Here is a 25,637-nt window from a genome sequence, read left to right as displayed (position 1 = left end):
GGTTTAATCCCCTGTAACTCGTGGTGAAGTTGCTTGTTTCTTCACCACACAGCAGAGGATCGGCTGGTGCGGTGATGAAACGCTGGGCGGTAAATCCGTGGCGGCGGTCGGGGGTGCCCGCGCGCGCCTGCTGGCCGCTCGCCGCCGCCTACAGCGTCGCCGCGTTGTTGCTGTTGCTGTCGTCGTTCCAGGGTTGGCATGGCCCCTACGGGACGCGGCCGGTCAACGAATTCGTCATCGCTGTGTGTTTGGTGCTCGCGGCGGCATGCGCGGGGGGCGCGGCCCGCCGGACGTCCGGACGACAGCGATACGGCTGGCTGGCGATGGTGACGGCACTGCTCGGCTGGGCGGCCGGCGAGGTCATCTGGGCGGTCTACGACGTGCGCCCGGAATTCGACCACGCCGCCCACCCGGCGGTGGCCGAGGTCGTGCTGCTGTTGTGGCCGGTCGGCGCCATGACGTCGTTGGTACTGCTGTCCAAGCTGTCTCGCCACAGCCCCCGGCGGCTGCTGCTCGACGGTCTCATCGTGGCGACCTCGCTGTTCGTCATCGCGTGGGTGTTCGTGGTCGAAGCCCAGCTGCGCGAGCACACCGGCGCACGACTGGCGACGCTGGTCGAGGTGTTCGCCGACATCGTCCAGCTGACGGCGGCGATCCTGATGTTGTCCCGGGCTCGCCCCGGCGAACGGCCGAGCCGCAGCCTGGTTGCCGCCGGGATTGCGACGATCAGCGTTGCCGACCTGGTGCTGGTTTTCCATACCGGTATCGGCAGCTATCACACCGGCGATGTCGGTGACCTGATCCGGTTGGCCGGACTGGCGTTGCTGGCGCTGGCCGCGCGGGCCGCGGTGCACGAGCATCCGGTGCCGGCATCGCCGGATGTAATCGAGTTCCGCGCCCGGCTGTGGTTGCCTTACCTGCCGCTGGTTGTGGCGTCCGCGGTGGGCTGGGTGCACGCGGCGGGCAATTCGATACACGACCCGGTGCTCGCCGCACTGGGCATACTCGTCGCCGCCGTGTTGGCCCGGCAATTCGTCGTGCTCGTGGAGAACCAGAATCTGTTGTCGGAAGTCGCGCGTGAGGCGTTCCGCGACCATCTGACCGGTCTGGCCAATCGGGCCCTTTTCCTGCATCGGCTGGACCAGGCCGTAGCGCGTCGACATCCCGACGGCACGCCCGTCGCGGTGTTGTGTCTGGACCTCGACAACTTCAAGGCGGTCAACGACGCCCTGGGGCATCCCGCCGGCGACGAACTGCTCGTACGGGTGGCCGGCCGGCTCACCGCCGCGCTGGGGGAACAGGGGACTATTGCGCGGCTCGGTGGCGACGAATTCGCGGCGGTCATCGAAGCTTCCGTCGAAGAATCGCAGGCGGCCGCGCATCGCATCCTCGACGCCTTCACCGGCGCCATCCTGATCGACGGCATTCCGATCACGGTGCGGCCGAGCATCGGATTCACGGTGGCCGCCGGCGGGGCGAACTGCACGGTCGATCAGCTGCTGCGGCACGCCGATTTGGCCATGTACGCCGCCAAACGCGAAGGGGGGCAATGCATCCGCAGCTTCATGCCCGACCGGCCGCTGCCGTATGCGTTTCCGCCGGCGCCGGACGCGACCAGAGCCTCCGTCGCGACTCATGCGTTCACCGGCGACGGCGAAACGGGGCGGGATTCTCGGCGCGTCCCCGACGTCACGACCGCAACACCGGGACCGCCCGAGGATGCGCCCGAGGCTACCTGGCCGCCACGGGACATCCGGGCCGCCATCGCGCTGCTGGTGATCGGAGTGGTCGCCTTCACCGTGTCCAGCGTCGTCCATCCCAACGCCGGGCACGGCATCTTGTCGGCCGCCGCGCTGTATACCGCGCTGACGGTGGTCGCGGCCGGGCTGATTGCCCTTCGCGCGTACCGCGTCCCGGCTGACCGATTGGCGTGGGCGCTGATCGCCGCGGGTATGGCGTGCTCGGCCGTGGGTGACGTTGTCTATGCCCTCTGGGTGCCCAACGGCCGATCCCCGTCGGTGGCCGATCCGGAGTACCTCGCGTACTACCCCTTCGTCTTCGCGGGGCTGTTGCTGCTCATGCGGGCACGGCTCAAACGGCTGCCGATCCCGGTACAGCTCGATTCGTTCATCTGCGCCCTGACGCTGGCGGCGGTGGCCGCGGCGTTGATGTCGGGTCCGATCCGGGCGGCGGCGGTACGCGCCCCGGTGACCGTCTGGGTGGGCCTGGCGTATCCGTGGAGCGATCTGGTGCTTTTGACCCTGGCCGCCGGCATGCTGCCAATCCTTGGATGGCGCAACGAGATTCGCTGGGCACTGCTGGTGGCCGGATTGGTCCTGTTCGCGGTCGCGGACGCGGCGTATCTCTTCCAGACATCCGCCGGTGTTTATCGGGTCGGCTCCCTGCTGGATGCCTGCTGGGCCGCGTCGTCGTTACTCATCGCGATGGCGGCCTGGGCCAGATCGTCGTCGATCATGCCACAACCCCGAAACCGGTTCGGGCCCTATATCACCCCGGTGGCGTCCGCCCTCGTGGCGCTGGGTGTGATTGTGCTGGCACATCATTCGCGACTCGCTGCGACGCTGGCGGCGCTGAGCCTCGTCGTGGCGGCCGGGCGGTTCGCGCTGACCTTCCGGGACGTGAGCCTGCTGGAGACCAACGGCAAACTCGCCATGACCGACGAGTTGACGGCGCTGCCCAACCGGCGCTCACTGGCGACGGCCCTGACCGGGCTGCCCGCTTCGCCGCCACCGGGAACTCCGTCGATGCCGGGCAGGTCACAACAACGTCGGGCGCTGTTGTTGTTGAGCCTGAGCGATTTTCGCGAAATCACCGACTCGATCGGCAGCCAGTTCGGCGACGAGCTGCTGTGCCATATCGCAAACCGCTTGGCTGGCTGCGTGCGTCGTGACGATCTGCTCGCACGAGTGGGCGACGACCAATTCGCCGTGTTGCTGTCGGACGGGGCCGACCTCACCGCAGCCGGCGCTTCGGCGGGTCGGCTGCTCGAAGCCTTGGCTGAACCAATCGCTTTGGACCCCATCACCGTACAGGTGGAGGCCCGCATCGCCATCGCGCTCTATCCCGACCACTGCGACTCTCCGCAAGAACTGTTGGAGCGCGCCGAAACCGCCATGGCGCACGCCAAATCCGCCCGCAGCAAGATCGCGGTCTACGACTCCTCGTTCGAGGTTTACCGCGACAACGACCCCAGCCTCATCGAGGAATTGCGCACCGCGCTGTTCGATACCGACGAGCTGAGATTGCACTACCAGCCCAAGATCGACGGCCGCGACGGCAGCGTCCACAGCGTCGAGGCGGTGCTGCGCTGGCAGCACCCCAGCCGCGGAACCCTGCTGCCCGAGGAGTTTCTGTCCGTCGCCGAACGCGCCGGGCTGATGCGCAAAATCTCCAACCGCACCCTCAGCATGGCTCTCGCACAGGTCCGGTCCTGGCGTGAGCAAGGCATGCCGCTGACCGTCGCGGTGAACCTGTCGACGACCAACCTGCTGGACATCGAACTCGTCGGCACCGTCGAGCGGCTGCTCGCCGAATACGGTCTGCCCGCCGAGGCGCTCATCCTCGAGATCACCGAGAGCGCACTGGTGGATTCCGTGCGATCCCGCAACACCGTTGCCGCGCTGCAGGACCTGGGCATCCGCATCTCGCTCGACGACTACGGCACCGGATGGTCGTCATTGGCTCGCTTGCAAGAGGTTTCGGTGGACGAGCTGAAGCTCGACCGAATCTTCGTGGCGCGCCTGGCCCACGACGCGCGGTCGGTCGCCATCGTGCGGTCGACGGTGGCGCTGGCGTCCAACCTGGGCGCCGACCTGGTCGCCGAGGGAGTCGAAAACGAGGCCACCCTGGACGCCCTTCGACGGTATGGCTGCAACATCACCCAGGGCTTCGTACACAGCCCGCCGCTGCCGCCCGACGACCTGCGGGACTGGATCGCCAGTCACACACCGGATCCGCAGCCCAACGGGCTGTCGTGAGCGCCGGGTTAGAACAGCTCTTTGGCCAGTAGTTCCAGCGTCGCGACCCGTCCCGGTGCGGTGTCCGCGTCGGTGCCGCGGCGGGCCGAGGCCACCGGGTTCACCATCACTTCGTCGACGCCGAACCGGTCGGCCAGCGTGCGGATCTGGTCGGCGGCCTCCGCCGGCGCCCCCAGCACGGCGCGTTGCAGCCCGCTCTCCACGATCCGCTGTTGCTGTCCGGTCAACTCGGCGACCGCGGCCTCCTCGACCAGCGGCACCGGCCCGAGCGGCTGCCCCGTCCGGAGCCGGGCCATCATCTGCAGGTTGGGCAACATCAATGCCGTTGCCTCTTCCCGGGTTTCGGCCACCGCGGCGTTCACCGTCAAGAATGTCAACGGCTCGGCGGTCAGCGCGCTGGGCCGGAATCGCGACCGGTAGACTCCGAGCGCCTCTTCGGTTCCGTTGCCGGAGAAGTGATGTGCGAACACGTACGGCAGCCCCTTGGCGGCGGCCAGCTGCGCCGAGTACATCGACGAGCCCAGCAACCACAGGCGCGGTTCGCCCGCCGCGGCCGGGGTGGCCCGCAGCAGGTAATCACCCGAGCGCAACGGGACCCGCACGCCGCGCGCGCTCATCAGCGCCGCCACGTCGTCGAGGTATTCGGGGAAGTTCTCGATGTCACGATCGTCCCGGCCGCCGCGCAGCGCATACGAGGTCACCGGATCCGAGCCGGGCGCCCGGCCGATGCCGAGGTCGATCCGGCCGGGGGCGGCGGCCTCCAGCAGCGCGAACTGCTCGGCCACCGCCAGCGGGGCGTGATTGGGCAGCATCACACCGCCCGAGCCGAGCCGTAGCTGCGAGGTCTGTGCGGCCAGGTAGCCGATCACCACCGGCGGGCTGGTGGCCCCCACCGACGGCATGTTGTGGTGCTCGGCGACCCAGTAGCGGGTGAACCCCAGCCGATCCGCGGCCTGCGCCAGTTGCACGGTGGCCGCCAGCGCATCGGCCGTCGTCTGGTCGGTGCGCACCGGGATGAGATCAAGGACGGAAAGACGCACGATGGCGTCAACGCGCACGGACCGGCAAACGTTCCCGCTCCCGGTGACCGTGCCCAGTAGTCCTCGTGCTCGGTAGTCCTCGTGCTCAGTAGTGCTTGAGGGTGATCGAGGTGACGATGCGGTCGAACACCTCTTGCGGTATCGGCGCGCCGCCGGGGATGTTGTCCACGACCAGCCATTGGTTGCGCTTGACGTAGTCACTGAACTCGCGGTGATAGTTGGCGAAGCCGAGCTCGTGATCGAGCACACCGTCGGTGGTGGCCTCCTTCAGCTCCCCGGCCAGCACGTAGGCGCCCAGCAGCGCGACGCTGGTCCCCTGGCCGGACAGGGGCGAGCAGCAGTACCCGGCGTCCCCGACCAGCGCCACCCGGCCCCGCGACCAGCGGTCCATCTTGATCTGCGACATCTCGTCGAAGTAGAAGTCCGGCGCGGTCCGCATGTACTCCAGCAGTTGCGGGCGGACCCAGCCGTCGCCGGCCATCCGCCGTTCCAGTTCGGCCAATTGCGCCTGAGTGTCGCGGTAGTCGATCCGCAGATCGGCATCCATGAAACCCACCATGGCCCGGGCCTCGGAGTTGTTGCGCGCGCTGTAGACACCGACCATGGTGGCGTCGCCGTAGTGCCACCGCTGCCAGTAGTCCAGGTCGAGGAAGTTGGGCACGGTGAAGATCGCCGCGTGCGTGCCCAGCCGCTCGATGAAATTCTCTTCCGGCCCGAAAACCAGGCGCCGCACATTGGAGTGCAACCCATCGGCGCCGATGACGATGTCGAAACTCCGCGGCGCGGCACGTTCGAAGGTGACGCGGACCGCCGCGCCATCGTCCTGTATGGCGGTGATGGTGTCGTCGAAGAGGTACTCGGTGGTCCATTGGCTTGCGCCGTAAAGCAATTCAAGCAAGTCGTCGCGCAACAGCTCGATGTCGGGACTCTCGATGGGCCCACCGGTCGGCGTCGATTCGGTGTCCCGGGACAATTCGCTGCCGTCACGGTCGACGACGGAGGAGCCCTGGATTTGCGTCTTGCGCTTCTGGGCGGCGGCCAACAGCCCCATGCGTTCGAGCACCGTCAGCGCCGGTCCCCGCACGTCGATCGCCTGACCACCCGGTCGCGGCCCCTGATGGCGCTCGACCACGGTCACCGAAAAGCCATGCCGCCCAAGCCAAAACGCCGCTGTCGCACCCGCCACACTAGCGCCGGACACCAAAACGTCGGTCACTTGATTCCCGCCAGTTCCTTTGCGTCACGAAAGACGTCGTCGAGCATTGCTGGTGTCAACCTACCCGTGAACATGTTTTGCTGGCTCGGGTGGTAACACCCGAGCAATCGCACCCCGGGCGCCAGGTCGGCAACCACGCCGTGGCCGAATCGGGGCTTGCGCCCCGTGGCGGCGCCCGGCAGCCGCAGCGCGATCTGCCAGCCGAACCCGCCCAGTGCCACCACCACCCGGACATTCTCCGACACCAACCGCCATTCGGCCTGCAGCCAGGGCCAGCAGGTGTCCCGCTCCTGCGGGGTCGGGGCGTTGGCGGGTGGCGCGCACCGCACCGGCGCGACGATGCGAATCTCTTTGGTCTGCAACCCATCCGCGGCGTCCACACTGGTCGGTTGGTTCACCAGGCCGGCCCGGTACAGCGCCGCGTACAACTGATCGCCCGAGCGGTCGCCGGTGAACATCCGTCCGGTGCGGTTGGCGCCGTGCGCCGCGGGCGCCAATCCGACGATCAGCAGCCGGGGCCGCGCCGACCCCCAGCTGGGCACCGGCCGCCCCCAATACGGCTGGTCGGCGAAGGCCCGGCGTTTGACGACGGCGACGTCCTCGCGCCAGCTGACCAACCGCGGGCAGGCGCGGCAGACGCTGACCAGAGCGTCGACTTCGGGAATCGAACCGGCGGCCTCGGCGAGCCCGACGACCGCCGCGGCGTCGGCCGCCACCGGGGTCTGCGGTGTGGCCGGATCGCCCGGCCATCCGGTGCCGGCACCGACGGGAGAGTCGAACGCCTGGCCGGTACGTGGGTGGGCGCGCACATGAACATCCTGCATGAGTCGCAAAATTCGTTCGCCGCGATCACCGCTTTGGCATAAATTCAGCGGCGATATTCCATGAAGAGCGGCGGCCCAGCGTTTCTGATCCTGTTCGCCACGCTGATGGCGACGGCGGGCACCGGCATCTCGATCGTCGCGTTCCCGTGGCTGGCGTTGCAGCACCACGACAGCGCCAAGGACGCATCGGTCGTCGCCGCTGCCATGACGTTGCCCCTGGTGCTGTCCACACTCGTCGCGGGCACCGCAGTCGACTTGTTCGGCCGCCGCCGGGTGTCGCTCATCTCGGATTCGCTGTCGGGCACCGCGGTGGCGACCGTCCCGCTGATCGCCTGGTTGTTCGGTGCGGACGCGATCAACGTCGCCGAACTGGCCGGACTGGCATTCTTCTCGGCCGCCTTCGATCCGGCCGGGACCACCGCGCGCCAGTCGATGCTGCCCGAGGCGGCCGCCCGGGCCGGCTGGTCGCTGGACCGCACCAACAGCGTCTACGAAGCGATTCTCAACCTGGCCTACATCGTGGGTCCGGGCATCGGCGGTTTGATGATCGCCACGGTTGGCGGCATCAACACGATGTGGGTCACGTCCGGTTGTTTCGGGTTGTCCTTCCTTGCTATCGGGGCGCTGCGGCTCGAAGGCGCCGGCAAGCCCCACCACGCGACGCGACCCGGCGGATTGGTGTCCGGCGTCGTCGAAGGAATGCGATTCGTCTGGAACCTGCGGGTGCTACGGACCCTGGGGCTGATCGACCTGGTCGTCACGGCGCTCTACCTGCCGATGGAAAGCGTGCTGTTCCCGAAATACTTCAGCGACCACCACCAACCCGCGCAGTTGGGTTGGGCGCTGATGGCACTCGGGGTGGGGGGCGTGGTGGGAGCGCTTGGCTACGCCGTCCTGTCGAAACACACGCGGCGGCGCACGGCCGTGTTGACCGCGACGCTGACCTTCGGCGCCGCGACGGCCGGCCTCGCATTCCTTCCGCCGTTGCCGGTGATCCTGGTGCTGTGCGCGGTGACCGGGTTGGTCTACGGACCGATCCAGCCGATCTACAACTACGTGATGCAGACCCGGGCCCCGCACCATCTGCGCGGCCGAGTGGTCGGGGTGATGACGGGGCTGATGTACGCCGCGGGCCCGTTGGGATTGCTGGTGGCCGGCCCGTTGGCCGACGCGGCCGGGCTCAGGGTCGCGTTCCTGGCCCTGGCGGTGCCGATCGTGCAGATCGGTCTCGTCGCCTGCCGGCTCCCGTCCCTGCGTGAGCTGGACGGCGCACCGCAGTTCGCCGAAGACCCGGGCCCGTGACACGGGCTTAGTATCGGGCCGTGAGCTCCGACGCCCTGGCCAGCCTGATCGCCGACCTGCCCGATGGGATGGTCGTCACCGACCCGACCGTGACCGAGGGCTACCGCCAGGACCGCGCCTTCGACCCGTCGGCCGGCAAGCCGCTGGCCGTGGTGCGGCCGCGGCGCACCGAGGACGTGCAGACCGTGCTGCGCTGGGCCGCCGCGCACCGGGTGCCCGTCGTGACGCGCGGCGCCGGCAGCGGCCTGTCCGGCGGGGCGACCGCCCTGGACAACGGCATCGTGCTCTCCACCGAGAAGATGCGCGACATCGCCATCGACCCGGTGACCCGCACCGCGGTGTGTCAGCCCGGGCTGTTCAACGCCGAGGTGAAGAAGGCGGCCGCCGAACACGGCCTGTGGTATCCGCCGGATCCGTCGTCGTTCGAGATCTGCAGCATCGGCGGCAATATCGCCACCAACGCCGGCGGCCTGTGCTGCGTGAAGTACGGCGTCACCACCGACTACGTGCTGGGGATGCAGGTGGTGCTGGCCGACGGCACCGCGGTGCGGCTGGGGGGTCCGCGGTTGAAAGACGTCGCGGGCCTTTCGCTGACGAAGCTGTTCGTCGGGAGCGAGGGCACGCTCGGCGTCGTCACCGAGGTGACGCTGCGCCTGGTGCCCAAACAGAACGCGTCGAGCATCGTGGTGGCCAGCTTCGCGACCGTCGAGGACGCGGTCGAGGCGGTGCTCGGCGTCACCGCGCGGCTGCGCCCCTCGATGCTGGAATTCATGGATTCGGCGGCGATCAACGCCGTCGAGGACACCCTGCGCATGGATTTGGACCGCGGGGCGGCCGCCATGCTGGTGGCAGGGTCCGACGAGCGCGGCCGCGCCGGTAGCGAGGACGCCGAAATCATGGCCGAGGTGTTCGCGGAAAACGCTGCCACGGAGGTGTTTTCGACGGACGATCCGGACGAGGGCGAGGCGTTCGTCGTCGCCCGGCGAATGTGCATCCCGGCCGTGGAGGCCAAGGGATCGTTGCTGCTCGAGGACGTCGGGGTGCCGCTTCCGGCGCTGGGCAAGTTGGTCACCGGCATCGCGCGCATCGCCTCCGAACGCGACCTGATGATCTCGGTGATCGCGCACGCCGGCGACGGCAACACCCACCCGTTGATCGTCTACGACCCCGCCGATGCCGACATGACCGAACGCGCCCACCTGGCGTTCGGCGAGATCATGGATCTGGCCGTCGGGCTGGGCGGCACCATCACCGGCGAACATGGCGTCGGCCGGTTGAAGCGGCCCTGGCTGGCCGGCTATCTGGGACCCGATGTGATGGATCTCAATCGGCGCATCAAGCAGGCGCTGGATCCCGACGGCATCCTCAACCCGGGGTCGGGTATTTAGGTTCGCGCGCTCGAGTGCCCGGCCGGCGGGGCGCTCGGTGCCCCGGGGCGGGGCGTCCTTCGCCGTTACTCCATATCGGTGTGAAGTTCCCAGGGCTTCATGCCGAGGAGAGCCGCCAGGTGCCCCTGCATCTGGACGCCGGAGGGTAGCGGGCGCCACCAAATGGTCACCTCGGCGATCTTGCCGTCCGCGTCGAGCAGGATGTAGTCCATCCCGTCGACCACGGTGTCTTCGATCTGCAGCCGGAAGTGCGCGGCGTGGTGCGTCTCACCGCTGAGCACTTCCTTGTAGGTGAGGTCGGCCGCTACCGTGCCGACGGTCCGGATGGCTTCTAGGACTGTTTCGCGGCCGAGGAGTGGCTCATCGGCCAGCGGGCCGTACAGCACCACGTCCTCGGCGAGGATTGCGGAAAGAGCGTCTTTGTCTGCGCCGCCGTGCATGCAGTCGACGAAGGATTCCACGGCGTCGCGGTGCGCGGCGAACGTGGTCATGGCTACTCCTTGTGTCCTGGTTGCCTGTGGTGTTTGAGACCTGGTCGGTGTGCCAGTACCGTTGTCTCTCAATCAGATTGCCGACATTCCGCCGTCGACAACCAGTTCCATGCCGTTGACATAGCTCGAGTCGTCCGAGGCGAGGAACAACGCGGCCGATGCGATCTCCTCGGGGCGGCCCATCCCTCCTCGCGGGATCAGGGATTCGAACTGCGCCTTCTCCTCTTCAGTTAGCACCTGCTCCTGAAGCGGAGTGATAACCGCGCCGGGGGTCAGGACATTGACCCGGATCTTCCTGTCCTTCAACTCGGACACCCACACCCGTGCGTAGGCGGGCAGCACGGCCTTGCTCGCCGCGTACACGCTCCACCCGGGGTAGCCCTTGAGCGACGCGTTTGACCCGGTCATGAAAATCGAGCCGCCATCGTTGAACAGCGGCAGCGCCTTTTGGACCGTGAACAGCGTGCCGCGCGCGTTGAGCCAGAAGGCGTCATGGAAGTCCGCCTCGGTGATGTCGCCGAGTCTGCGCGCCTCGCCCGTGCCGGCACTTGCCCACAACACGTCGATTGCGCCCGCATCCCGCCTGACCGTGTCGAACAGAAGGTCCAGGTCGTCGAGGATCGACGAATCACCCTGCACGCCAGTCGCATTCCGGCCGATCAGCCTGACGGCTTCGTCCAGTGCATCCTTCCGCCGGCCCGAAATGAAGACGTGCGCTCCTTCGTCAACGAACAACTTGGCGCCGGCCAGCGCCATGCCGCTTGTCGCGCCGGTGATTACCGCGACCTTGCCATCGAGTTTTCCCATGATCCCTCCATTCGTTTGCGCGTCATCGTCTGTCGTGAACACTTGGACCGTCAGTTGGCGGGGAAGTAATTGCCGTTGTCCAAATCGGCGAACAGGCCGGGCTGAGCGGGTTCCCAGCCGAGGGTCTGGCGAGTGATGAGGTTGGATGCCGGGAGGTCCATCGTGACCGGATACGCCAGGGCGCCAAAGTACCCCGGCAGCATGAGGACGTCTGCGGGGATGCTCACGACGGGCAGGCCCAGACGGTTGCCGATGGCTTCGGCGATCGCGCGGAACGGAGTGCCCTCGTCCTCTGCCGCGTGCCACGACTTGCCGGCCGGACTCTTCTCCAGCGCCAAGCGGAACAACGAGGCGGCGTCGCGGATGTGCACGGTGACCCACCGGTTTGTACCGTCTCCGGGGTAGCCGGCGACGCCCTTGTCCTTTGCGAGTGCGATCAACCCTGGGAGGAAGCCGGCAGTATCGGCGGTGCTGTGCGCGATGAGCGGAAGCCGTACGACCGACGACCGGACACCTTGCTCGGCGAGGCCGAGTACGGCTGCCTCCACGGCGTTTCGAAACCGCAAGGTGCCCTTGTACTTTTGGCCGCCGGGCAGGACCGGGTCGTTCTCGGTGGCCGGTCGGCCGAGGTCCTCCCCGGGGCTGCCTATGCTGCCCGCGGTGACTAATGGCTTTCCTGTTCCCGCAAGTGCTTCGCCGAGCGCCGCGACTTGCTCGAACTCCACGGCGGCGACGGCATCGATCCCGCCGGTTGCGAGCTGGTCGCGCCGGAACGCGACGTGGATGACACCGTCGGATTCCGCGGCCGCCTCCTTGAGCCCGTCGAGGTCCTCGATGTTGCCGCGGCGCACCTTGGCGCCGAGCGCGGACAGGGCCGCCGCGGCGTCGTCCGACCGGGCCAGTCCGGTGACCTCGTGCCCGGCGCCGATCAGCTCGGGGATGATGTGCGAGCCGGCATGGCCGGTCCCGCCGGTAACGAAAACGTGCATGTGACAGTCCTTCTCAGGTAGGTGGTACGAGCGTGCTCAGCTGAAAACGCTGATGCCGAGAGCGAAATTTGTGTGCTTCACGGCGTGCGACATGAGGCCCATCTGCAGCAGCCCGGCGTTCTCCAGGACCCGCGCCATCGGCAACAGCCCGACGTCGAGAGGGCGCAGCCCTAGGCTCTCGATAAACACCGACATGCTCGCCTTGGCCTGCGCGTCGTCGCCGGCGATGAAGACATCCAGTGGGCCGCCCGCGGCCAGGACGTCGCGGAACAGGGTGTTGAACGCCTTGATGACATGGGCGCTTGTGGGAGCGGCCTTCGCGATCATTTCCGCGACGGAGGTGTCGTCGGGTACGGCCCGCCCGGTGCCGGTGGAGTTGAACGGGTTGGTGATGTCGACGATGATCTTTCCGGCCAGCGCATCCCCGTACTGGGTGACGACCGGCACTGCGCTGGCGTACGGCACGGCGAGGATCACGATGTCGCCGGCCGGGGCGGCGGCCCAGGTTCCGGCCGTGGCGCCGTTGCCGAGCGCACTGGCCAGTGCCGCGGCCTTGTCCGCATCGCGGCTTACAAATTCGACGGCGTTGCCGCCCTTGGCGGCCAGGGCGCCGATGGCGCTGGCCATGTTCCCCGAACCGATGACGCTGATGCTGTTCATGAAGTGTCCCGTCCCGACTTGTAGAGAATGGTTGACTCATCAACCTTAACCGGTTTTTGGATGATGCGTCAACCAACCGGGGTAGCATGGGCGCTGATGGAACCGAACTGGCTCAACCCCCGCGAAGACCGCGCCTGGCGCGCCTTCATGCACGCACATCATCGGCTCGTCGCGCACCTGAATCGAAGCCTGCAGGAATCGGCGCTATCCGGAGCTGACTACGAAGTCCTGGCCGTGCTCTCAGCTCACGACGGGGACCGCATGCCCGCCCGCGAACTATGCAACGCACTGGGCTGGGAAAAGAGCCGCGTCTCCCACCAGGTGCGGCGCATGGAAAAGGACGGGTTGATCGGCCGTGAGCCCAATCCCGACGACGCCCGCAGCACCATGGTCTGCCTGCTGCCGGCCGGCCGCGCCGCCATCGAGAAGGCGGCACCCCGGCACGTGCAGGACGTCCGCCGCAACTTCGTCGACCTGCTCACCCCTGCCGAGCTCGACACGCTCGCCACCCTCAACGAACGAATTGTGGACCACCTGGCCGCACACCACGACTCCGCCGCCGAAGACGAGCCTTCGTAACCTTCATCAGCCTCGAGCGTTTCGGCCCATCCGGACCGCGACATGGTTGGGATTCGTCGACACACCACAGCCTTCGCGCCCGCGCCCTCGACGCGGGCAACGATTGACATAGTGCCGTCACTGTCGTACGAATGAGACATGGCTGCCGTGATGTCTCACAACGCACCGGTCGAATTCCAGCTCGCCACCGCTGCCACCTGGCCGAACCCGTGGCCGATGTACCGCGCGTTGCGCGATCACGACCCGGTGCACCACGTGGTGCCGGCGAAACATCCCGAGGATGACTACTACGTGCTCTCGCGGCACGCCGACGTGTGGACCGCGGCCCGCGACCACGAGACCTACTCCTCCGCGCAGGGGCTGACCGTCAACTACCACGACCTGGAAATGATTGGGCTGCAAGATAATCCACCGTTTGTGATGCAGGATCCGCCGGTGCACACGCAGTTCCGCAAGCTGGTGTCGCGCGGCTTCACGCCTCGGCAGGTCGAAGCGGTGGAGCCCAAGGTCCAAGAGTTCGTCGTTGAGCGCATCGAGGGGTTGCGCGCGGCCGGCGGCGGCGACATCGTCGCCGAGCTGTTCAAACCACTGCCGTCGATGGTGGTCGCCCATTATCTCGGCGTGCCCGAAGAGGATTGGGCCCAATTCGACGGCTGGACCCAGGCGATCGTCGCGGCCAACACCGCCGAGGGCGGCGTCGCCGGCGCGCTGGAAACCGTCGGCGACGCGGTCGGGTCGATGATGGCCTACTTCACCGGGCTGATCGAGCGGCGCCGGACCGAGCCCGAGGACGACACCATCTCGCACCTGGTAGCTGCCGGAGTGGGCACCGACGGCGACGTCGCCGGCACGCTGTCGATCCTGGCCTTCACCTTCACGATGGTCACCGGCGGCAACGACACCGTCACCGGCATGCTCGGCGGCTCGATGCCGCTGCTGCACCAACGACCCGACCAACGCCGGCTGCTGGTGGACGACCCGGACCGCATTCCCGATGCGGTCGAGGAATTGCTGCGGATGACCTCGCCGGTGCAGGGATTGGCCCGCACCGTCACCCGCGACGTGACCGTCGGCGAGACCACCATCCCGGCCGGGCGTCGGGTGCTGCTGCTGTACGGCTCGGCCAACCACGATGAACGCCAATACGGTTCGGACGCTGACCAACTCGACGTGACCCGCTGCCCACGCAACATAATGACGTTCAGCCACGGCGCACACCACTGCCTGGGCGCCGCCGCGGCGCGGATGCAATCCCGCGTTGCGCTGACCGAACTGCTGGCCCGCTGCCCCGACTTCGACGTGGACGAATCCGGCATCGTCTGGGCCGGCGGCAGTTATGTGCGGCGCCCGCTGTCGGTGCCGATTCGAGTGAAGTCCTGATGCCGGGCAACGACTGGCTGGGTGCGCACCGGACCGAAGCGGCCGCCGACCGGATACTCGACGCGGCCGAGCGACTCTACACGGAGCGCGACTCGGATTCCATCGGGATGAACGAAATCGCTAGGGCGGCAGGCTGTTCCCGCGCGACGCTGTACCGCTACTTCGAGAATCGCGAGGCGCTGCGCACCGCCTACGTCCACCGCGAAACCCGTCGGCTGGGCCGCGAGATCGTCGCGCGCACCGGCGACATCGAGGACCCGCGCGACCGGCTGGTGGCGAGCATCCTCGTCACGTTGGAAATGGTTCGCGACAGCCCGGCTCTGGCATCCTGGTTCGCCACCACCCGCCCGCCGGTGGGTGGCGAATTGGCCGGGCAGTCCGAGGTGATCGCGGCTTTGGCGGTGGCGTTCCTGCACTCGCTGGGGGCCGACGATCCCGCCGTCGTCGAACGCCGGGCTCGCTGGACGGTGCGGGTGATCGTCTCGCTGCTGACGTATCCGGGCCGCGACGAAGACGAGGAACGGGCGATGATCGAGGAATTCGTCGTGCCGATTGTGACGCCGGCAGGCGCCCGTCGCTAACCGGCTTGGTGGCTTAGTCCCGGACGCGGGTGAAACGGTGCAGCAGCCACGCCAGCGGGATCGTCACGACGATCGTCGCCACGTACAGGTAGAGCATCGAGCCGGTGTAGACCCGCGCGCGGACCACGTAGTCCATCGCGAATTCCATGGTGATCAGGTGGATCAGGAAGATCTCATAGGAGATCTCCCCCAGCCACACCATCGGGCGGCTGGCCAGGATTTGCGAATACCAGCCGTGATCACCCAGGGCCAGCGGCGCCACCGCGAGCGCGGCGATGACGGCATAGAAACACGTCTTGAACAATGCCTCGCTCAGCGTCGCCGGGGAGGTCGTGGGCGCGCCGGCGATGGGCGTGGACACGATGAAATAACTGATCACCGCCAGCGGAATGGCCACGAATCCGTAACCGCGAACCCCCATCTCCTGCAGCACGGTCAGGATCATGCCGGCGAGGAACCACGCCAAATAGGTGGGCAGCCACAGCCGCGCGCCGTCGGGAAACCAGTGATCGGTATGTACCAGCACCAGCCAGGCCGGGCTGATCAACACCATCCCCGCCAGGGCGCCCAGCACCAATTTCGGCTGCCACTGTCGTCGGCAGATGACCACCAGCAGCAGGTATGCCAGCAGTGGCAGCAACACGTAGAACGAGGCTTCCACCGCCAGGCTCCACATCTGGGTCAGCCCCTGATGCAGATACTTGCCCAGGTAGCCGTTGCAGTAGATCTGGGTCAGCGTCAGGTTGCGCGCCAGCCCCAGCCAGCTGTGCCCGGGATTCGGCCCGGCATCGCGGAAGTGATACAGGACGTAGGCGAACAACACGGTGATGACGTAGGCGGGCATGATGCGCCGAACCCGGTGCCACGCATAGCGACTCAGCGACGGCGGTGGACCGTTTCGCGCCGCCGACTTCACCCACGGGCGGAACAGCAGGTAGCCGGAGAGGACGAAGAAGATCGGCACCCCGATCTCCATCCGGGAACCGACCAGGCCCCAATAGCCGTGCGTGTACTTGCCGGTGGTGTAGGCCGCGTGGGTGCCGACGACGAGGAGCGCGGCGACCGCGCGGACCCCCGTCAGCGAGGCGATCCGGTCGACGCGAGAGGTCTGCTCGAGCCCGCCCTGGGCGTCTTGCTCTTCGGACAGCGTCATCCGCCGGGTTTCCTGCGCGGCTTCCCACCGTCGCGGCCGCGGGGCTTGTTGGCGGATGCGCGCTCCGGCTGCAGGTTGATCAGCACCCCCGAAATACGGGTGTTCTCAAGCCTTTTCACTGTCGACTTGGGCAACTTGGCCGGCAGTTCCACCAACGAGAAATCCGGCCCGATCGCGATATGGCCAAAATCGCTGCGATGCAGCCCGCCCTCGTTGGCGATGGCGCCGACGATCGCGCCCGGGCCGATCTTATGCCGCTTGCCCACCGCGATGCGATAGGTGGCGAAGGGCTTTGCATTCCTTGGTCTTTCGGGGCGGTCACGCCGTTCGGTGCGACGCTCGCGCCGCTCCGGCGGCGGTTCGGGCGCCATCAAGAATTCCTCGCCGTCGCGGGATTGCAGTGCCAGCGCGGCGGCGATGTCGGCCATCGGGGTGTCGTGCTCGCGTTCGTAGTCCTGCACCAACTTGCGGAACAAATCGATTCCGGGGGCACCGAGCGCACTGGTGATCGAATCGGCGAACTTGGCCACCCGCTGGGCGTTGACGTCCTCGACGGTGGGCAGTTCGATTTCGGTGAGCGTTTGCCGGGTGGCCTTTTCGATTGCCTTGAGCAGGTGCCGCTCGCGCGGGGAGACGAACAGCAACGCGGTTCCCGAACGTCCGGCGCGGCCGGTGCGCCCGATCCGGTGCACGTAAGACTCGGTGTCATGCGGGATGTCGTAGTTGAGCACGTGCGATATCCGCTCGACGTCGAGCCCGCGTGCGGCCACGTCGGTGGCGACCAGAATGTCGATGCTGCCGTCCTTCAGGGCGGCGACGGTCCGCTCGCGCTGGCCCTGCGGGATGTCACCGTTGATGGCCGCCGCGGAAAAGCCTCGGGCCCTGAGCCTTTCGGCGACCTCCTCGGTGGCCTGTTTGGTCCTGACGAAGACGATCATCGCCTCGAACGACTCGACTTCGAGAACCCGGGTCAGCGCGTCCATCTTGCGGGGGCCGGCGACCTGGATGTAGCGCTGCGAAATGTTCTCGGCGGTAGCGGTTTTCGCCTTGGTGCTGACCTCGAGCGGATCGTGCAGATACTTGGTGGTGATCTTGCGGATGGCGGGCGGCATGGTCGCGGAGAACAACGCCACCTGTTTGTATTCCGGGGTTTCGGACAGGATGCGATCGACTTCTTCGGCGAAGCCCATGGTGAGCATCTCGTCGGCCTCGTCGAGCACCAGGTAGTCGACGTGGGACAGGTCCAGCGTCCCGCGCTCGAGGTGGTCGATGACCCGGCCCGGGGTGCCGACCACCACATGGGCGCCGCGTCGCAGCCCGGCCAGCTGCACGCTGTAGGAGGAGCCGCCGTAGATGGGCAGGACGTTGATCTTGGGCAGATGGGCCCCGTACCGGCTGAAGGCCTCGGCCACCTGCAGGGCCAGCTCCCGGGTGGGGGCGAGTACCAGCGCCTGGGTGGCGGTGCTGGTGACGTCGATCTTGGACAGGATCGGGATCGCGAAGGCGGCGGTCTTGCCGGTGCCGGTCTGGGCCAGCCCGACGACGTCGGAGCCCGCCATCAGCGCCGGGATCGTCGCGGCCTGAATGCCGGTGGGCGATTCGTAGCCGACGTCGGCGATCGCCCGCAAGACCGAGGGGTTGATCTGCAGGTCGGCAAACGTCGTTGAGGCAGCTTCAGTCGAGCTGTCCGAGAGGGTCATCGTCCAAGGAGTCTAGTGGTGACCGCGAGATCAGCGGAGCTGAGCGCTGCGGGTCACCACCCGAAGGCCCCGCGGTGACCGCGAGATCAGCGGAGCTGACCGCTGCGGGTCACCCACCCGAAGGCCCCGCGGTGACCGCGAGATCAGCGGAGCTGAGCGCTGCGGGTAACGGCCAATCGGCCGATCCGGTGATCATCAGCACACCCGGCCGTGCCTGCCACAACCCCGGACCCGATGACGGTACGGTGCCCGGTGTGTGGTCGCTACCGTGTCGTACCGAGCCACTGGCCGGCTCGGCGGCTGTCGCTCTGCTCACCTTGACGTTGACCGGCTGCGGCTCGGGAGACTCCACCGCCGCTAAGACGCCGCAGGCCAGGACGACTTCGGAGACGGCGTCGATCACGGCCCCGGCCACACCGCCGGCGGCCGCCCAGCCTCCCAACGCCCCGCCGGCCGATCCCTGCGCGGTCAACCTCGCCTCGCCCACCATCGCCAAGGTGGTCTCCGAGCTGCCACGCGACCCGCGCAGTCAGCAGCCCTGGAACCCCGAACCGCTGGCCGGCAACTACAACCAGTGCGCGCAGCTGTCGGCGATCATCATCAAGGCCAACACCAACGCGGTCAGCCCGACCACCCGTGCGGTCCTGTTCCACCTGGGCCAATTCATCCCGCAGGGTGTGCCCGATACCTACGGATTCAACGGCGTGGACCCGGCGCAAACCACGGGTGACACGGTGGCGCTGACGTATCCCAGCGGGATCAACGGCCTGAACACCAACGTGAAGTTCCACTGGAACGGCAACGCGGTCGAACTCATCGGCAATACACCCGCCCACTGATCCGGCACACGCCCGTCCGACACGGCGCTGGTGTCGGAGGGCTGCCCTACAGTGGCTCCAGTGTTGGTCTCCGGCGACAGCATCGTTTACAGCGCATCGGATCTTGCCGCCGCCGCCCGCTGCGAATTCGCGCTGCTACGGGACTTCGACGCGAGGCTTGGCCGCGGGCCCGCCGTCACCGTCGAGGACGGGCTGCTGGCGCGGACGGCCGAGCTCGGTAGCGAACACGAGCGACGCGAACTCGCCTCGCTGCGCGACCGGTTCGGCCAGGCCGTCGCGATCATCGGCCGCCCCGCCTACACGCCCGCCGGCCTGACTGCGGCCGCCGACGCGACCCGGCGGGCCGTCGCCGACCGCGCGCCCGTGGTGTACCAGGCCGCCATGTTCGACGGCCGCTTCGTCGGCTTCGCCGATTTCCTGGTGCGCGACGGTGATCGGTACCGCGTCGTCGACACCAAACTGGCCCGCTCGGCCAAGGTGACCGCGCTGTTGCAGCTGGCCGCCTACGCCGACGCGTTGGCCGCCTCCGGCATCCCGGTCGCGCCGGAGGCCGAACTGCGGCTGGGCGACGGAACCGCGGTGCGCCACCGCGTGTGCGACCTGATTCCGGTGTACCGCTCCCAGCGGGCACGCCTGCAGCGCCTGCTCGATGAGCACTACGCAAGGGGCGCCGCGGTTCGCTGGGACGACGAGGGCGTGTCCGCCTGCTTTCGCTGCCCGGTGTGCCTCGACCAGCTGCGGGGGGCCGACGACGTGCTGCTGGTCGCCGGCATGCGAGTAGACCAGCGGGACAAGCTCTTTGACGCCGGCATCAGGACGGTCGGGGAGCTGGCCGATCATCGCGGCCCGGTGCCCGATCTGGCCGCCGGCGTGCTGAGCAAGTTGACCATCCAGGCGAAACTGCAAGTCCGCCAACGTGAAACCGGTATCCCTCAGGTCGAGGTGATTGACCCGCAGCCGCTGGCCCTGCTGCCCGAACCCGACCCGGGCGACCTGTTCTTCGACTTCGAAGGCGATCCGCTGTGGACCATCGATGGTCGCGACTGGGGCCTGGAATACCTGTTCGGCGTTCTGGAGGCGGGGCCGACGGGGAGATTCCGACCACTGTGGGCACACAACCGGGCCGACGAACGCAAGGCGCTGATCGATTTCCTGGCGCTGGTGTCCAAGCGCCGCAAGCGCCGCCCGAATATGCACATCTACCACTACGCGCCGTACGAGAAGACCGCGTTGTTGCGGCTCGCCGGGCGCTATGGGGTGGGCGAGGACGAGGTCGACGAACTACTGCGCAGCGGCACGCTGGTCGACCTTTACCCCTTGGTGCGCAGGAGCATTCGCGTGGGCGCGGAGTCGTTCAGCCTCAAGGCGCTGGAGCCGCTCTACATGGGAGCCCAACTGCGCGCGGGTGACGTGACCACGGCCACCGGTTCGATCACCTCCTACGCACGGTACTGCGAGCTGCAGGCGGACGGCAGCGGCGACGAGGCCGCGTCCGTGCTCAAGGAGATCGAGGACTACAACCACTACGACTGCCGGTCGACTCAGCAGCTGCGTAACTGGCTGATGTTGCGCGCCTACGAATCCGGCGTCGTACCGATCGGCGCCCAGCCCGTGGCCGACGGCAACACCGTCGACGACCGCGACCAGCTGGCGGTGACGTTGTCGACGTTCAGCGGAGCGGCCGGCATCGACGACCGCACCCCGCAGCAGACGGCCGTGGCGCTGCTGGCCGCGGCGCGCGGCTACCACCGGCGCGAGGACAAACCCTTCTGGTGGGCGCATTTCGACCGGCTGAACTTCCCCATCGACGAGTGGGCGGACAACACCGATGTGTTCGTAGCCGAGCACGCCTCGGTCAGTGTCGACTGGCACACGCCTCCCCGCGCCCGCAAACCGCAGCGACGGCTTGCGCTACGCGGCGTGCTGGCGCGCGGGGACCTGAAGAGTGACGTCTTTGCGCTCTACAACCCACCGGCGCCGCCCGGCATGTCCGACAATCCGGACCGACGGGCGGCCGGCCGGGCCTCGGTCATCGAGGCCGACGATCCGGCGGTCCCCACCGAATTGGTCGTGCTTGAACGAGTTGGCAGTGACGGCAAGACTTTTCAACAATTGCCGTTCGCGCTGACCCCCGGTGCGCCCATTCCGACGACGGCCCTGCGCGAGTCGATCGAGGCGACCGCCGCCGCGGTGGCCACCGGATTGCCGCAACTGCCCCGCAGCGCGATCGTCGACGTGCTGCTGCGCCGGCCGCCCCGCGCGCGGAGCGGCGCTCCCCTGCCGCGCAGCGACGACACCGTCGCCGACATCACCGCGGCGCTGCTCGATCTGGATTCGTCGTACCTGGCGGTGCACGGACCGCCCGGTACCGGCAAGACGCACACCGCCGCCCGGGTGATCCACGGCCTGGTCACCAAACACGGCTGGCGCGTCGGTGTCGTCGCGCAATCGCATGCCACCGTGGAGAACCTGCTGGACTGTCTGATCGACGCCGGCCTGGATCCGCAACGGATCGCGAAGAAGCGCTACGACCGCCAGGCCCCGCGCTGGCGCGAGATCGACGGCGGCGCGTACGCAGCGTTCCTGGCCGACACGCCGGGATGCGTGATCGGCGGCACGGCATGGGATTTCGCCAACGTTAACCGGATACCGCCGGGAAGCCTGGATCTGCTGGTGATCGACGAAGCCGGCCAATTCTGTTTGGCCAACACCGTTGCGGTGGCCCCGGCCGCCGCCAACCTGCTGCTGCTCGGCGACCCTCAGCAGTTGCCGCAGGTCAGCCAGGGCACTCATCCGGAGCCGGTGGACACCTCCGCGCTGGAGTGGCTGGTCGACGGTCAGCGCACGCTGCCCGACGAACGCGGCTACTTCCTGGACCTGTCCTATCGGATGCATCCGGCCGTCTGCGCCGCGGTGTCGGCGCTCTCCTACGAGGACAGGCTGCATTCCCACGACTGCACCGCCGCCCGCCACCTCGACGGGTATGGGCCCGGCGTGCAGCTGCTTTCGGTTGAGCACCAGGGCAACTCGACCGAAAGCCCCGAGGAGGCCGACGCGATAGTCGCCGAGATCGGCAAGCGGCTGGGCGCGTCGTGGACCGACGAGCACGGCACCCGCCCGTTGACCCCCGCCGATGTGATGGTGCTGGCGCCCTACAACGCCCAGGTGGCACTGCTGCGCCAGCGGTTGACCGCCGCGGGACTCGGCGGGGTGCGGGTGGGGACGGTCGACAAGTTCCAGGGCGGGCAGGCGCCGGTCGTCTTCATCTCGATGACGGTGTCGTCCATGGATGTGGTGCCGCGCGGAATCTCGTTCCTGCTCAACAGGAATCGGCTCAACGTCGCGGTGAGCCGGGCCCAGTACGCGGCCGTGATCGTGCGCTCGCCGTCACTGACGGAGTACCTGCCTGCCACACCCGCGGGCCTGATCGACCTGGGCGCCTTCCTGGCGCTCACCCAGCCCGATCTGCGGTAACCGCCTAGCCGGCCGACGAGTGCCGCCCCGAACCGGTGGGGTCGTCGTCCGGATCGGAACGGTGGTGCTGGCCCCGCAGCGATTCACCCTCGGTGAAATGCCGTCCGGCCGAGCCGTTGTGTTGGCGGCGCGGCGGGCGGGTGAGCCGATCGCCCGGCGGGATTGACTTCGGCGGGCGCCGCACCGCCACCTGGCGAAGGCGTTTGCCGCTGTCCACATGAGAACCGTTGTGGGCGTGGCCGATCGGCTGGGCCTGCCCGGCCGGATCGTCGAGCACGGTGTGCCGCGAATCGGCGGGGCCGCGGCGCGCCACGTCGGTGGGCGCCGGCCGCGCACGATCGACCCGCCCCGGCTCGGGGCCCTCGGGCTCGCGCACCAGGACGAACTCGACGTACGCGTCGTCGTCATAGTCCTCATCGACGACGTCGCCGTCGTCGGCGGGCGCGAGCAGATCGTCGCCGCCCCTGCCGTCGCCGTTGTGCGACCAGGGCGCATAGCCCGCCAAGAACAGTGCGGCGACGATCCCGAACAGCGCGATGAACGCGGGCAACAGCACCGATTGCGACATCGCGGCGGCGAACGGTTCCCGCAGGAACGCGGGCAGCTGCAAGGTCAGCGTCTCCTCGCCGCCGCCGGACGGCGGGCGCGGCATTTCGGCGGTGATCCGCCACGTCATGAACGCGGCCATGCCGGCGCTGCCGAGCACCGCGCCGAGCTGGCGCACGGAGTTGTACACCGCAGAGCCCGCGCCGGCCAGGTGCGGCGGCAGGTTACGTGTCGCCGTCGCGGTCAGCGGTGACCACACGAACGCCATCCCGACACCCATCGCGAAGAACGGCAACACCAGCCGCCAGATCGGCGTCGTCGGCGACATCTCGAAGGTCAGCCACGTCAGCGCGATCGCCAGCACCGAAAAGCCGAACCCGAGCACCGGTTGGGGGTGGTATTTGTCGACGAGCCTGCCGACGAACGGCGCAAAGACACCGTTCGCGATCGCCATCGGCGCGATCAGCAACGCCGATCGCGTCGGCGACAGCCCGCACACGGCCTGCGCGTAGAACGTCAGCGGCAGCATCATGGCCGTCGCGGTGAACGAGATGATGGCGACCCCGACGTTGCACAGGCTGAAATCGCGGTCCCCGAAAATCACCAACGGAATCAGCGGCTCGTGGGCGTTCAGCGACTGCCAGAACGCGAAGGCCGTCATGAATCCGACGCCCGCGACGATCATTGCCCAAATCCAGGGCTGCCAGTGCGCGGCCTGCCCCTGTTGCAGCCCGAACACGATCAGGAAGATGCCCACCCCGGACAGCCCGACCCCGATCAGGTCAAAGCGGTGCGACTGGGTGGGCAGCACCGGAATCAGCCAATACGCCAGCCCCAGCCCGATCACGCCGATGGGGACGTTGACGAAGAAGATCCACTGCCACCCCAGCCCGTCGACCAGCACACCGCCGGCCAGCGGGCCCACCAGGCTGGCGACACCGGCGGTGGCACCCCACAGGCTCACGGCGACGCCGCGCCGCTCGGCCGGGAAGATCCGGGTGATGGTCGACAGGGTCTGCGGGGTGAGCAGCCCCGCGCCGACGCCCTGCACGACGCGCGCGGCGATCAGCATGGCGGCGCTACCGGCCAGTCCGCACCACACCGAGGAGACGGTGAACACCACCAGGCCGATCAGGTACAGGTTCTTGGGGCCGAACCGGTCACCCAACCGCCCGGCCACCAGCAACACCACCGCGTAGCCCAGCAGGTAAGCGCTGGTCACCCAGACCACGGTGTCGTAGCCGATGCGCAGACTGGCCATGATGGTCGGGTTCGCGATTGCGACGATGGTCGAGTCGACCATGATCATGAAGAAGCCGATCATCATCGCCCACAGCGGGTTCCAGGGGTTCTCTGACTGCGGCGAGCTCCGGGTGAGAAAGTCCCAGCGTCGGGCGGCCCGCGCCGGGCCCGAGCCCGCGCGCCGCGCTTCCCCTGGTGTGCGGGGCGTAGCCGTGGTCATCCACTAACCTCGTTTCGCTCCCGACGATGCTGTTCAGCCGTATCGGTCCGTCTGGTCTGCCGGCCCCAACCACGCAGGTCAACGCCACGCGTGCGGCGCGGTGAACGGCATGAGGACCGCCGAACGGCGCTGACCGTCGCAGACATCCAGCCTGCATTATTCCCGGTGAGGCAATCGGCCGGCAGCCAAGGATCCGGTCAGAGTGCACAACGCGTCAGGATTTGCCCACCGGCGCGTTAGCCTGGGGGGACGCCATCTGCAGGAGAGACAATATGCGGGCTCGACGGAAAAGGTCGCCGAACCGGTTTTTCACCATGTCCGACGCTGGACAGCCACAGACTGAGAGCAACGGTCGACCCAAGATGTCCGCGCGAGCGTTGGCGCAGGTCATCGAGCGGGGCTCGCGGTTACAGGGGCCGGCCGCCGAGGCCTATGTCACCCGGCTGCGCAACGCGCACCCCAAAGCCAGCCCGGCGGAGATCCTCGCCAAGCTGCAGAAGCGATACCTGGGCATCGTGACGGCCGGCGGCATTGCCGTCGGGGCCGCGGCGACCGTCCCCGGCATCGGCACGATCAGTGCCCTGTCCGCGGCGGCCGCGGAAACGGTGACGTTCCTGGAGGCCACCGCGTTCTTCGTCCTGGCGGTGGCGGTGGTCCACGACATTCCGGCCGACCACTACGAAAGGCGCCGCGCGCTGGTGCTGGCCGTCCTCGCCGGTGACAACAGCGAGCACGCCGTCAGGCAACTGATCGGACCGGGGCGCACCAACGGCGGCTGGATCTCCGAGAGCCTGGCCGCCCTGCCGCTGTCGTCGATGTCGCGGTTGAACTCGCGGCTGCTCAAGTCCTGGGTCAGGAAGTACACCTTGCGGCGCGGCGCCCTGTTGTTCGGCAAACTGCTACCGGTGGGAATCGGCGTCGTGGTCGGCGCCATCGGCAACTACCTTGCCGGCAAGAAGACGATTCGCAACGCCAACAGGGCGTTCGGCACGCCGCCCGCACGCTGGCCACGCGCGCTGCATCTGGTGCCACCCATCCACGAAGCCGGTTAGCGGCGATCGCAGGCGCGGCCGCGGGCGCAGCGGGTCGCCGCGTAGTCCAAGCCGGGCGCAGCGTGCCCCCGGTCAACCTGGCGGATCGGCGGCGAAAGGTTAGCCTTTATAGGGCGGAACAATGGGTACCGCCATGGGTGTGAAGTGCTCGGTCAT

At 68.0% G+C, this 25,637-nt stretch carries 19 protein-coding genes; 9 read left to right on the top strand and 10 right to left on the bottom strand.

Features of this window, described 5'->3' with window-relative positions; genetic code table 11:
* The first annotated feature begins 74 nt into the window (after positions 1-74).
* The gene (locus A5688_RS26470; protein WP_082954990.1) at positions 75-3,998 is read left to right on the top strand and encodes a bifunctional diguanylate cyclase/phosphodiesterase; all 3,924 of its coding nucleotides are present in this window, start codon (positions 75-77) and stop codon (positions 3,996-3,998) included.
* 8 nt (positions 3,999-4,006) lie between these two features.
* Here A5688_RS26470 and A5688_RS26465 read toward each other — a convergent pair whose 3' ends face one another.
* The 3 genes from A5688_RS26465 to A5688_RS26455 form a co-directional block, all read right to left on the bottom strand.
* Positions 4,007-5,038, bottom strand: coding sequence for an LLM class flavin-dependent oxidoreductase (locus A5688_RS26465; protein ID WP_067907422.1), 1,032 nt, complete (start codon positions 5,036-5,038; stop codon positions 4,007-4,009).
* An 85-nt stretch (positions 5,039-5,123) separates the two neighbouring features.
* Positions 5,124-6,254 carry an FAD-binding protein gene (locus tag A5688_RS26460; protein WP_067835900.1) on the bottom strand — a complete coding sequence of 377 codons (1,131 nt, stop codon included), beginning with the start codon at positions 6,252-6,254 and terminating at the stop codon, positions 5,124-5,126.
* Positions 6,251-7,078 (bottom strand): uracil-DNA glycosylase, encoded by an 828-nt coding sequence (locus tag A5688_RS26455; protein ID WP_067907364.1) that lies wholly within the window; start codon positions 7,076-7,078, stop codon positions 6,251-6,253. Before A5688_RS26455 ends, A5688_RS26460 begins: the two co-directional genes overlap by 4 nt.
* Before the next feature lie 60 nt (positions 7,079-7,138).
* On the opposite strand from A5688_RS26455, the gene A5688_RS26450 reads away from it, so the two are divergent.
* Both A5688_RS26450 and A5688_RS26445 read left to right on the top strand, forming a co-directional pair.
* Entirely contained in the window at positions 7,139-8,380 is a 1,242-nt protein-coding gene (locus tag A5688_RS26450) for an MFS transporter (RefSeq protein WP_067907367.1), read from the top strand.
* A gap of 20 nt (positions 8,381-8,400) precedes the next feature.
* Positions 8,401-9,768 carry an FAD-binding oxidoreductase gene (locus tag A5688_RS26445; protein WP_067907370.1) on the top strand — a complete coding sequence of 456 codons (1,368 nt, stop codon included), beginning with the start codon at positions 8,401-8,403 and terminating at the stop codon, positions 9,766-9,768.
* A gap of 65 nt (positions 9,769-9,833) precedes the next feature.
* On the opposite strand, the gene A5688_RS26440 is transcribed toward A5688_RS26445, so the two are convergent.
* The 4 genes from A5688_RS26440 to A5688_RS26425 form a co-directional block, all read right to left on the bottom strand.
* Positions 9,834-10,259 carry a nuclear transport factor 2 family protein gene (locus tag A5688_RS26440; protein ID WP_067907373.1) on the bottom strand — a complete coding sequence of 142 codons (426 nt, stop codon included), beginning with the start codon at positions 10,257-10,259 and terminating at the stop codon, positions 9,834-9,836.
* Positions 10,260-10,331: 72 nt separating this feature from the next.
* On the bottom strand, positions 10,332-11,066 hold the full coding sequence (locus A5688_RS26435; protein WP_067835933.1) for an SDR family NAD(P)-dependent oxidoreductase: 735 nt from the start codon (positions 11,064-11,066) through the stop codon (positions 10,332-10,334).
* 50 nt (positions 11,067-11,116) lie between these two features.
* Complete coding sequence (locus A5688_RS26430) at positions 11,117-12,055, bottom strand: SDR family oxidoreductase (protein WP_067907376.1); 939 nt, start codon at positions 12,053-12,055, stop codon at positions 11,117-11,119.
* A gap of 36 nt (positions 12,056-12,091) precedes the next feature.
* The gene (locus A5688_RS26425; RefSeq protein ID WP_067907378.1) at positions 12,092-12,715 is read right to left on the bottom strand and encodes an NADPH-dependent F420 reductase; all 624 of its coding nucleotides are present in this window, start codon (positions 12,713-12,715) and stop codon (positions 12,092-12,094) included.
* 96 nt (positions 12,716-12,811) lie between these two features.
* Between A5688_RS26425 and A5688_RS26420 the strand changes: the two genes are divergently transcribed.
* The 3 genes from A5688_RS26420 (at position 12,812) to A5688_RS26410 (ending at position 15,255) form a co-directional block, all read left to right on the top strand.
* Positions 12,812-13,294 carry a MarR family winged helix-turn-helix transcriptional regulator gene (locus A5688_RS26420; RefSeq protein ID WP_067907381.1) on the top strand — a complete coding sequence of 161 codons (483 nt, stop codon included), beginning with the start codon at positions 12,812-12,814 and terminating at the stop codon, positions 13,292-13,294.
* A gap of 138 nt (positions 13,295-13,432) precedes the next feature.
* Positions 13,433-14,674: a cytochrome P450 gene (locus A5688_RS26415; RefSeq protein WP_165606950.1), complete on the top strand. Its 1,242-nt coding sequence runs from the start codon at positions 13,433-13,435 to the stop codon at positions 14,672-14,674.
* Positions 14,674-15,255 carry a TetR/AcrR family transcriptional regulator gene (locus A5688_RS26410; protein WP_067907384.1) on the top strand — a complete coding sequence of 194 codons (582 nt, stop codon included), beginning with the start codon at positions 14,674-14,676 and terminating at the stop codon, positions 15,253-15,255. Before A5688_RS26415 ends, A5688_RS26410 begins: the two co-directional genes overlap by 1 nt.
* Positions 15,256-15,268: 13 nt before the next feature.
* Here the strand turns inward: A5688_RS26410 and A5688_RS26405 are convergent, their stop codons facing one another.
* Both A5688_RS26405 and A5688_RS26400 read right to left on the bottom strand, forming a co-directional pair.
* Positions 15,269-16,408, bottom strand: coding sequence for an acyltransferase family protein (locus tag A5688_RS26405; protein WP_067835883.1), 1,140 nt, complete (start codon positions 16,406-16,408; stop codon positions 15,269-15,271).
* Entirely contained in the window at positions 16,405-18,108 is a 1,704-nt protein-coding gene (locus tag A5688_RS26400) for a DEAD/DEAH box helicase (protein ID WP_067835881.1), read from the bottom strand. Before A5688_RS26400 ends, A5688_RS26405 begins: the two co-directional genes overlap by 4 nt.
* 245 nt (positions 18,109-18,353) lie before the next feature.
* Here A5688_RS26400 and A5688_RS26395 point away from each other — a divergent pair, with 245 nt between their 5' ends.
* Both A5688_RS26395 and A5688_RS26390 read left to right on the top strand, forming a co-directional pair.
* The gene (locus A5688_RS26395) at positions 18,354-18,947 is read left to right on the top strand and encodes an LppP/LprE family lipoprotein (RefSeq protein ID WP_067835929.1); all 594 of its coding nucleotides are present in this window, start codon (positions 18,354-18,356) and stop codon (positions 18,945-18,947) included.
* Positions 18,948-19,007: 60 nt separating this feature from the next.
* Complete coding sequence (locus A5688_RS26390; protein ID WP_067907387.1) at positions 19,008-22,421, top strand: TM0106 family RecB-like putative nuclease; 3,414 nt, start codon at positions 19,008-19,010, stop codon at positions 22,419-22,421.
* 4 nt (positions 22,422-22,425) lie between these two features.
* On the opposite strand, the gene A5688_RS26385 is transcribed toward A5688_RS26390, so the two are convergent.
* Positions 22,426-24,429: an MFS transporter gene (locus tag A5688_RS26385; protein ID WP_067835877.1), complete on the bottom strand. Its 2,004-nt coding sequence runs from the start codon at positions 24,427-24,429 to the stop codon at positions 22,426-22,428.
* Between the two features lie 272 nt (positions 24,430-24,701).
* Between A5688_RS26385 and A5688_RS26380 the strand changes: the two genes are divergently transcribed.
* Positions 24,702-25,481, top strand: a complete 780-nt coding sequence (locus tag A5688_RS26380; protein WP_067835875.1) for a hypothetical protein — start codon at positions 24,702-24,704, stop codon at positions 25,479-25,481.
* The last annotated feature ends 156 nt before the right edge of the window (positions 25,482-25,637 follow it).

The organism is Mycobacterium mantenii (assembly GCF_001667865.1).
In the GTDB taxonomy this organism is placed as follows: domain Bacteria; phylum Actinomycetota; class Actinomycetes; order Mycobacteriales; family Mycobacteriaceae; genus Mycobacterium; species Mycobacterium mantenii_A.
The sequence above is the reverse complement of the archived record's forward strand: the minus strand, read 5'-3'. Positions and strand labels throughout refer to the sequence as shown.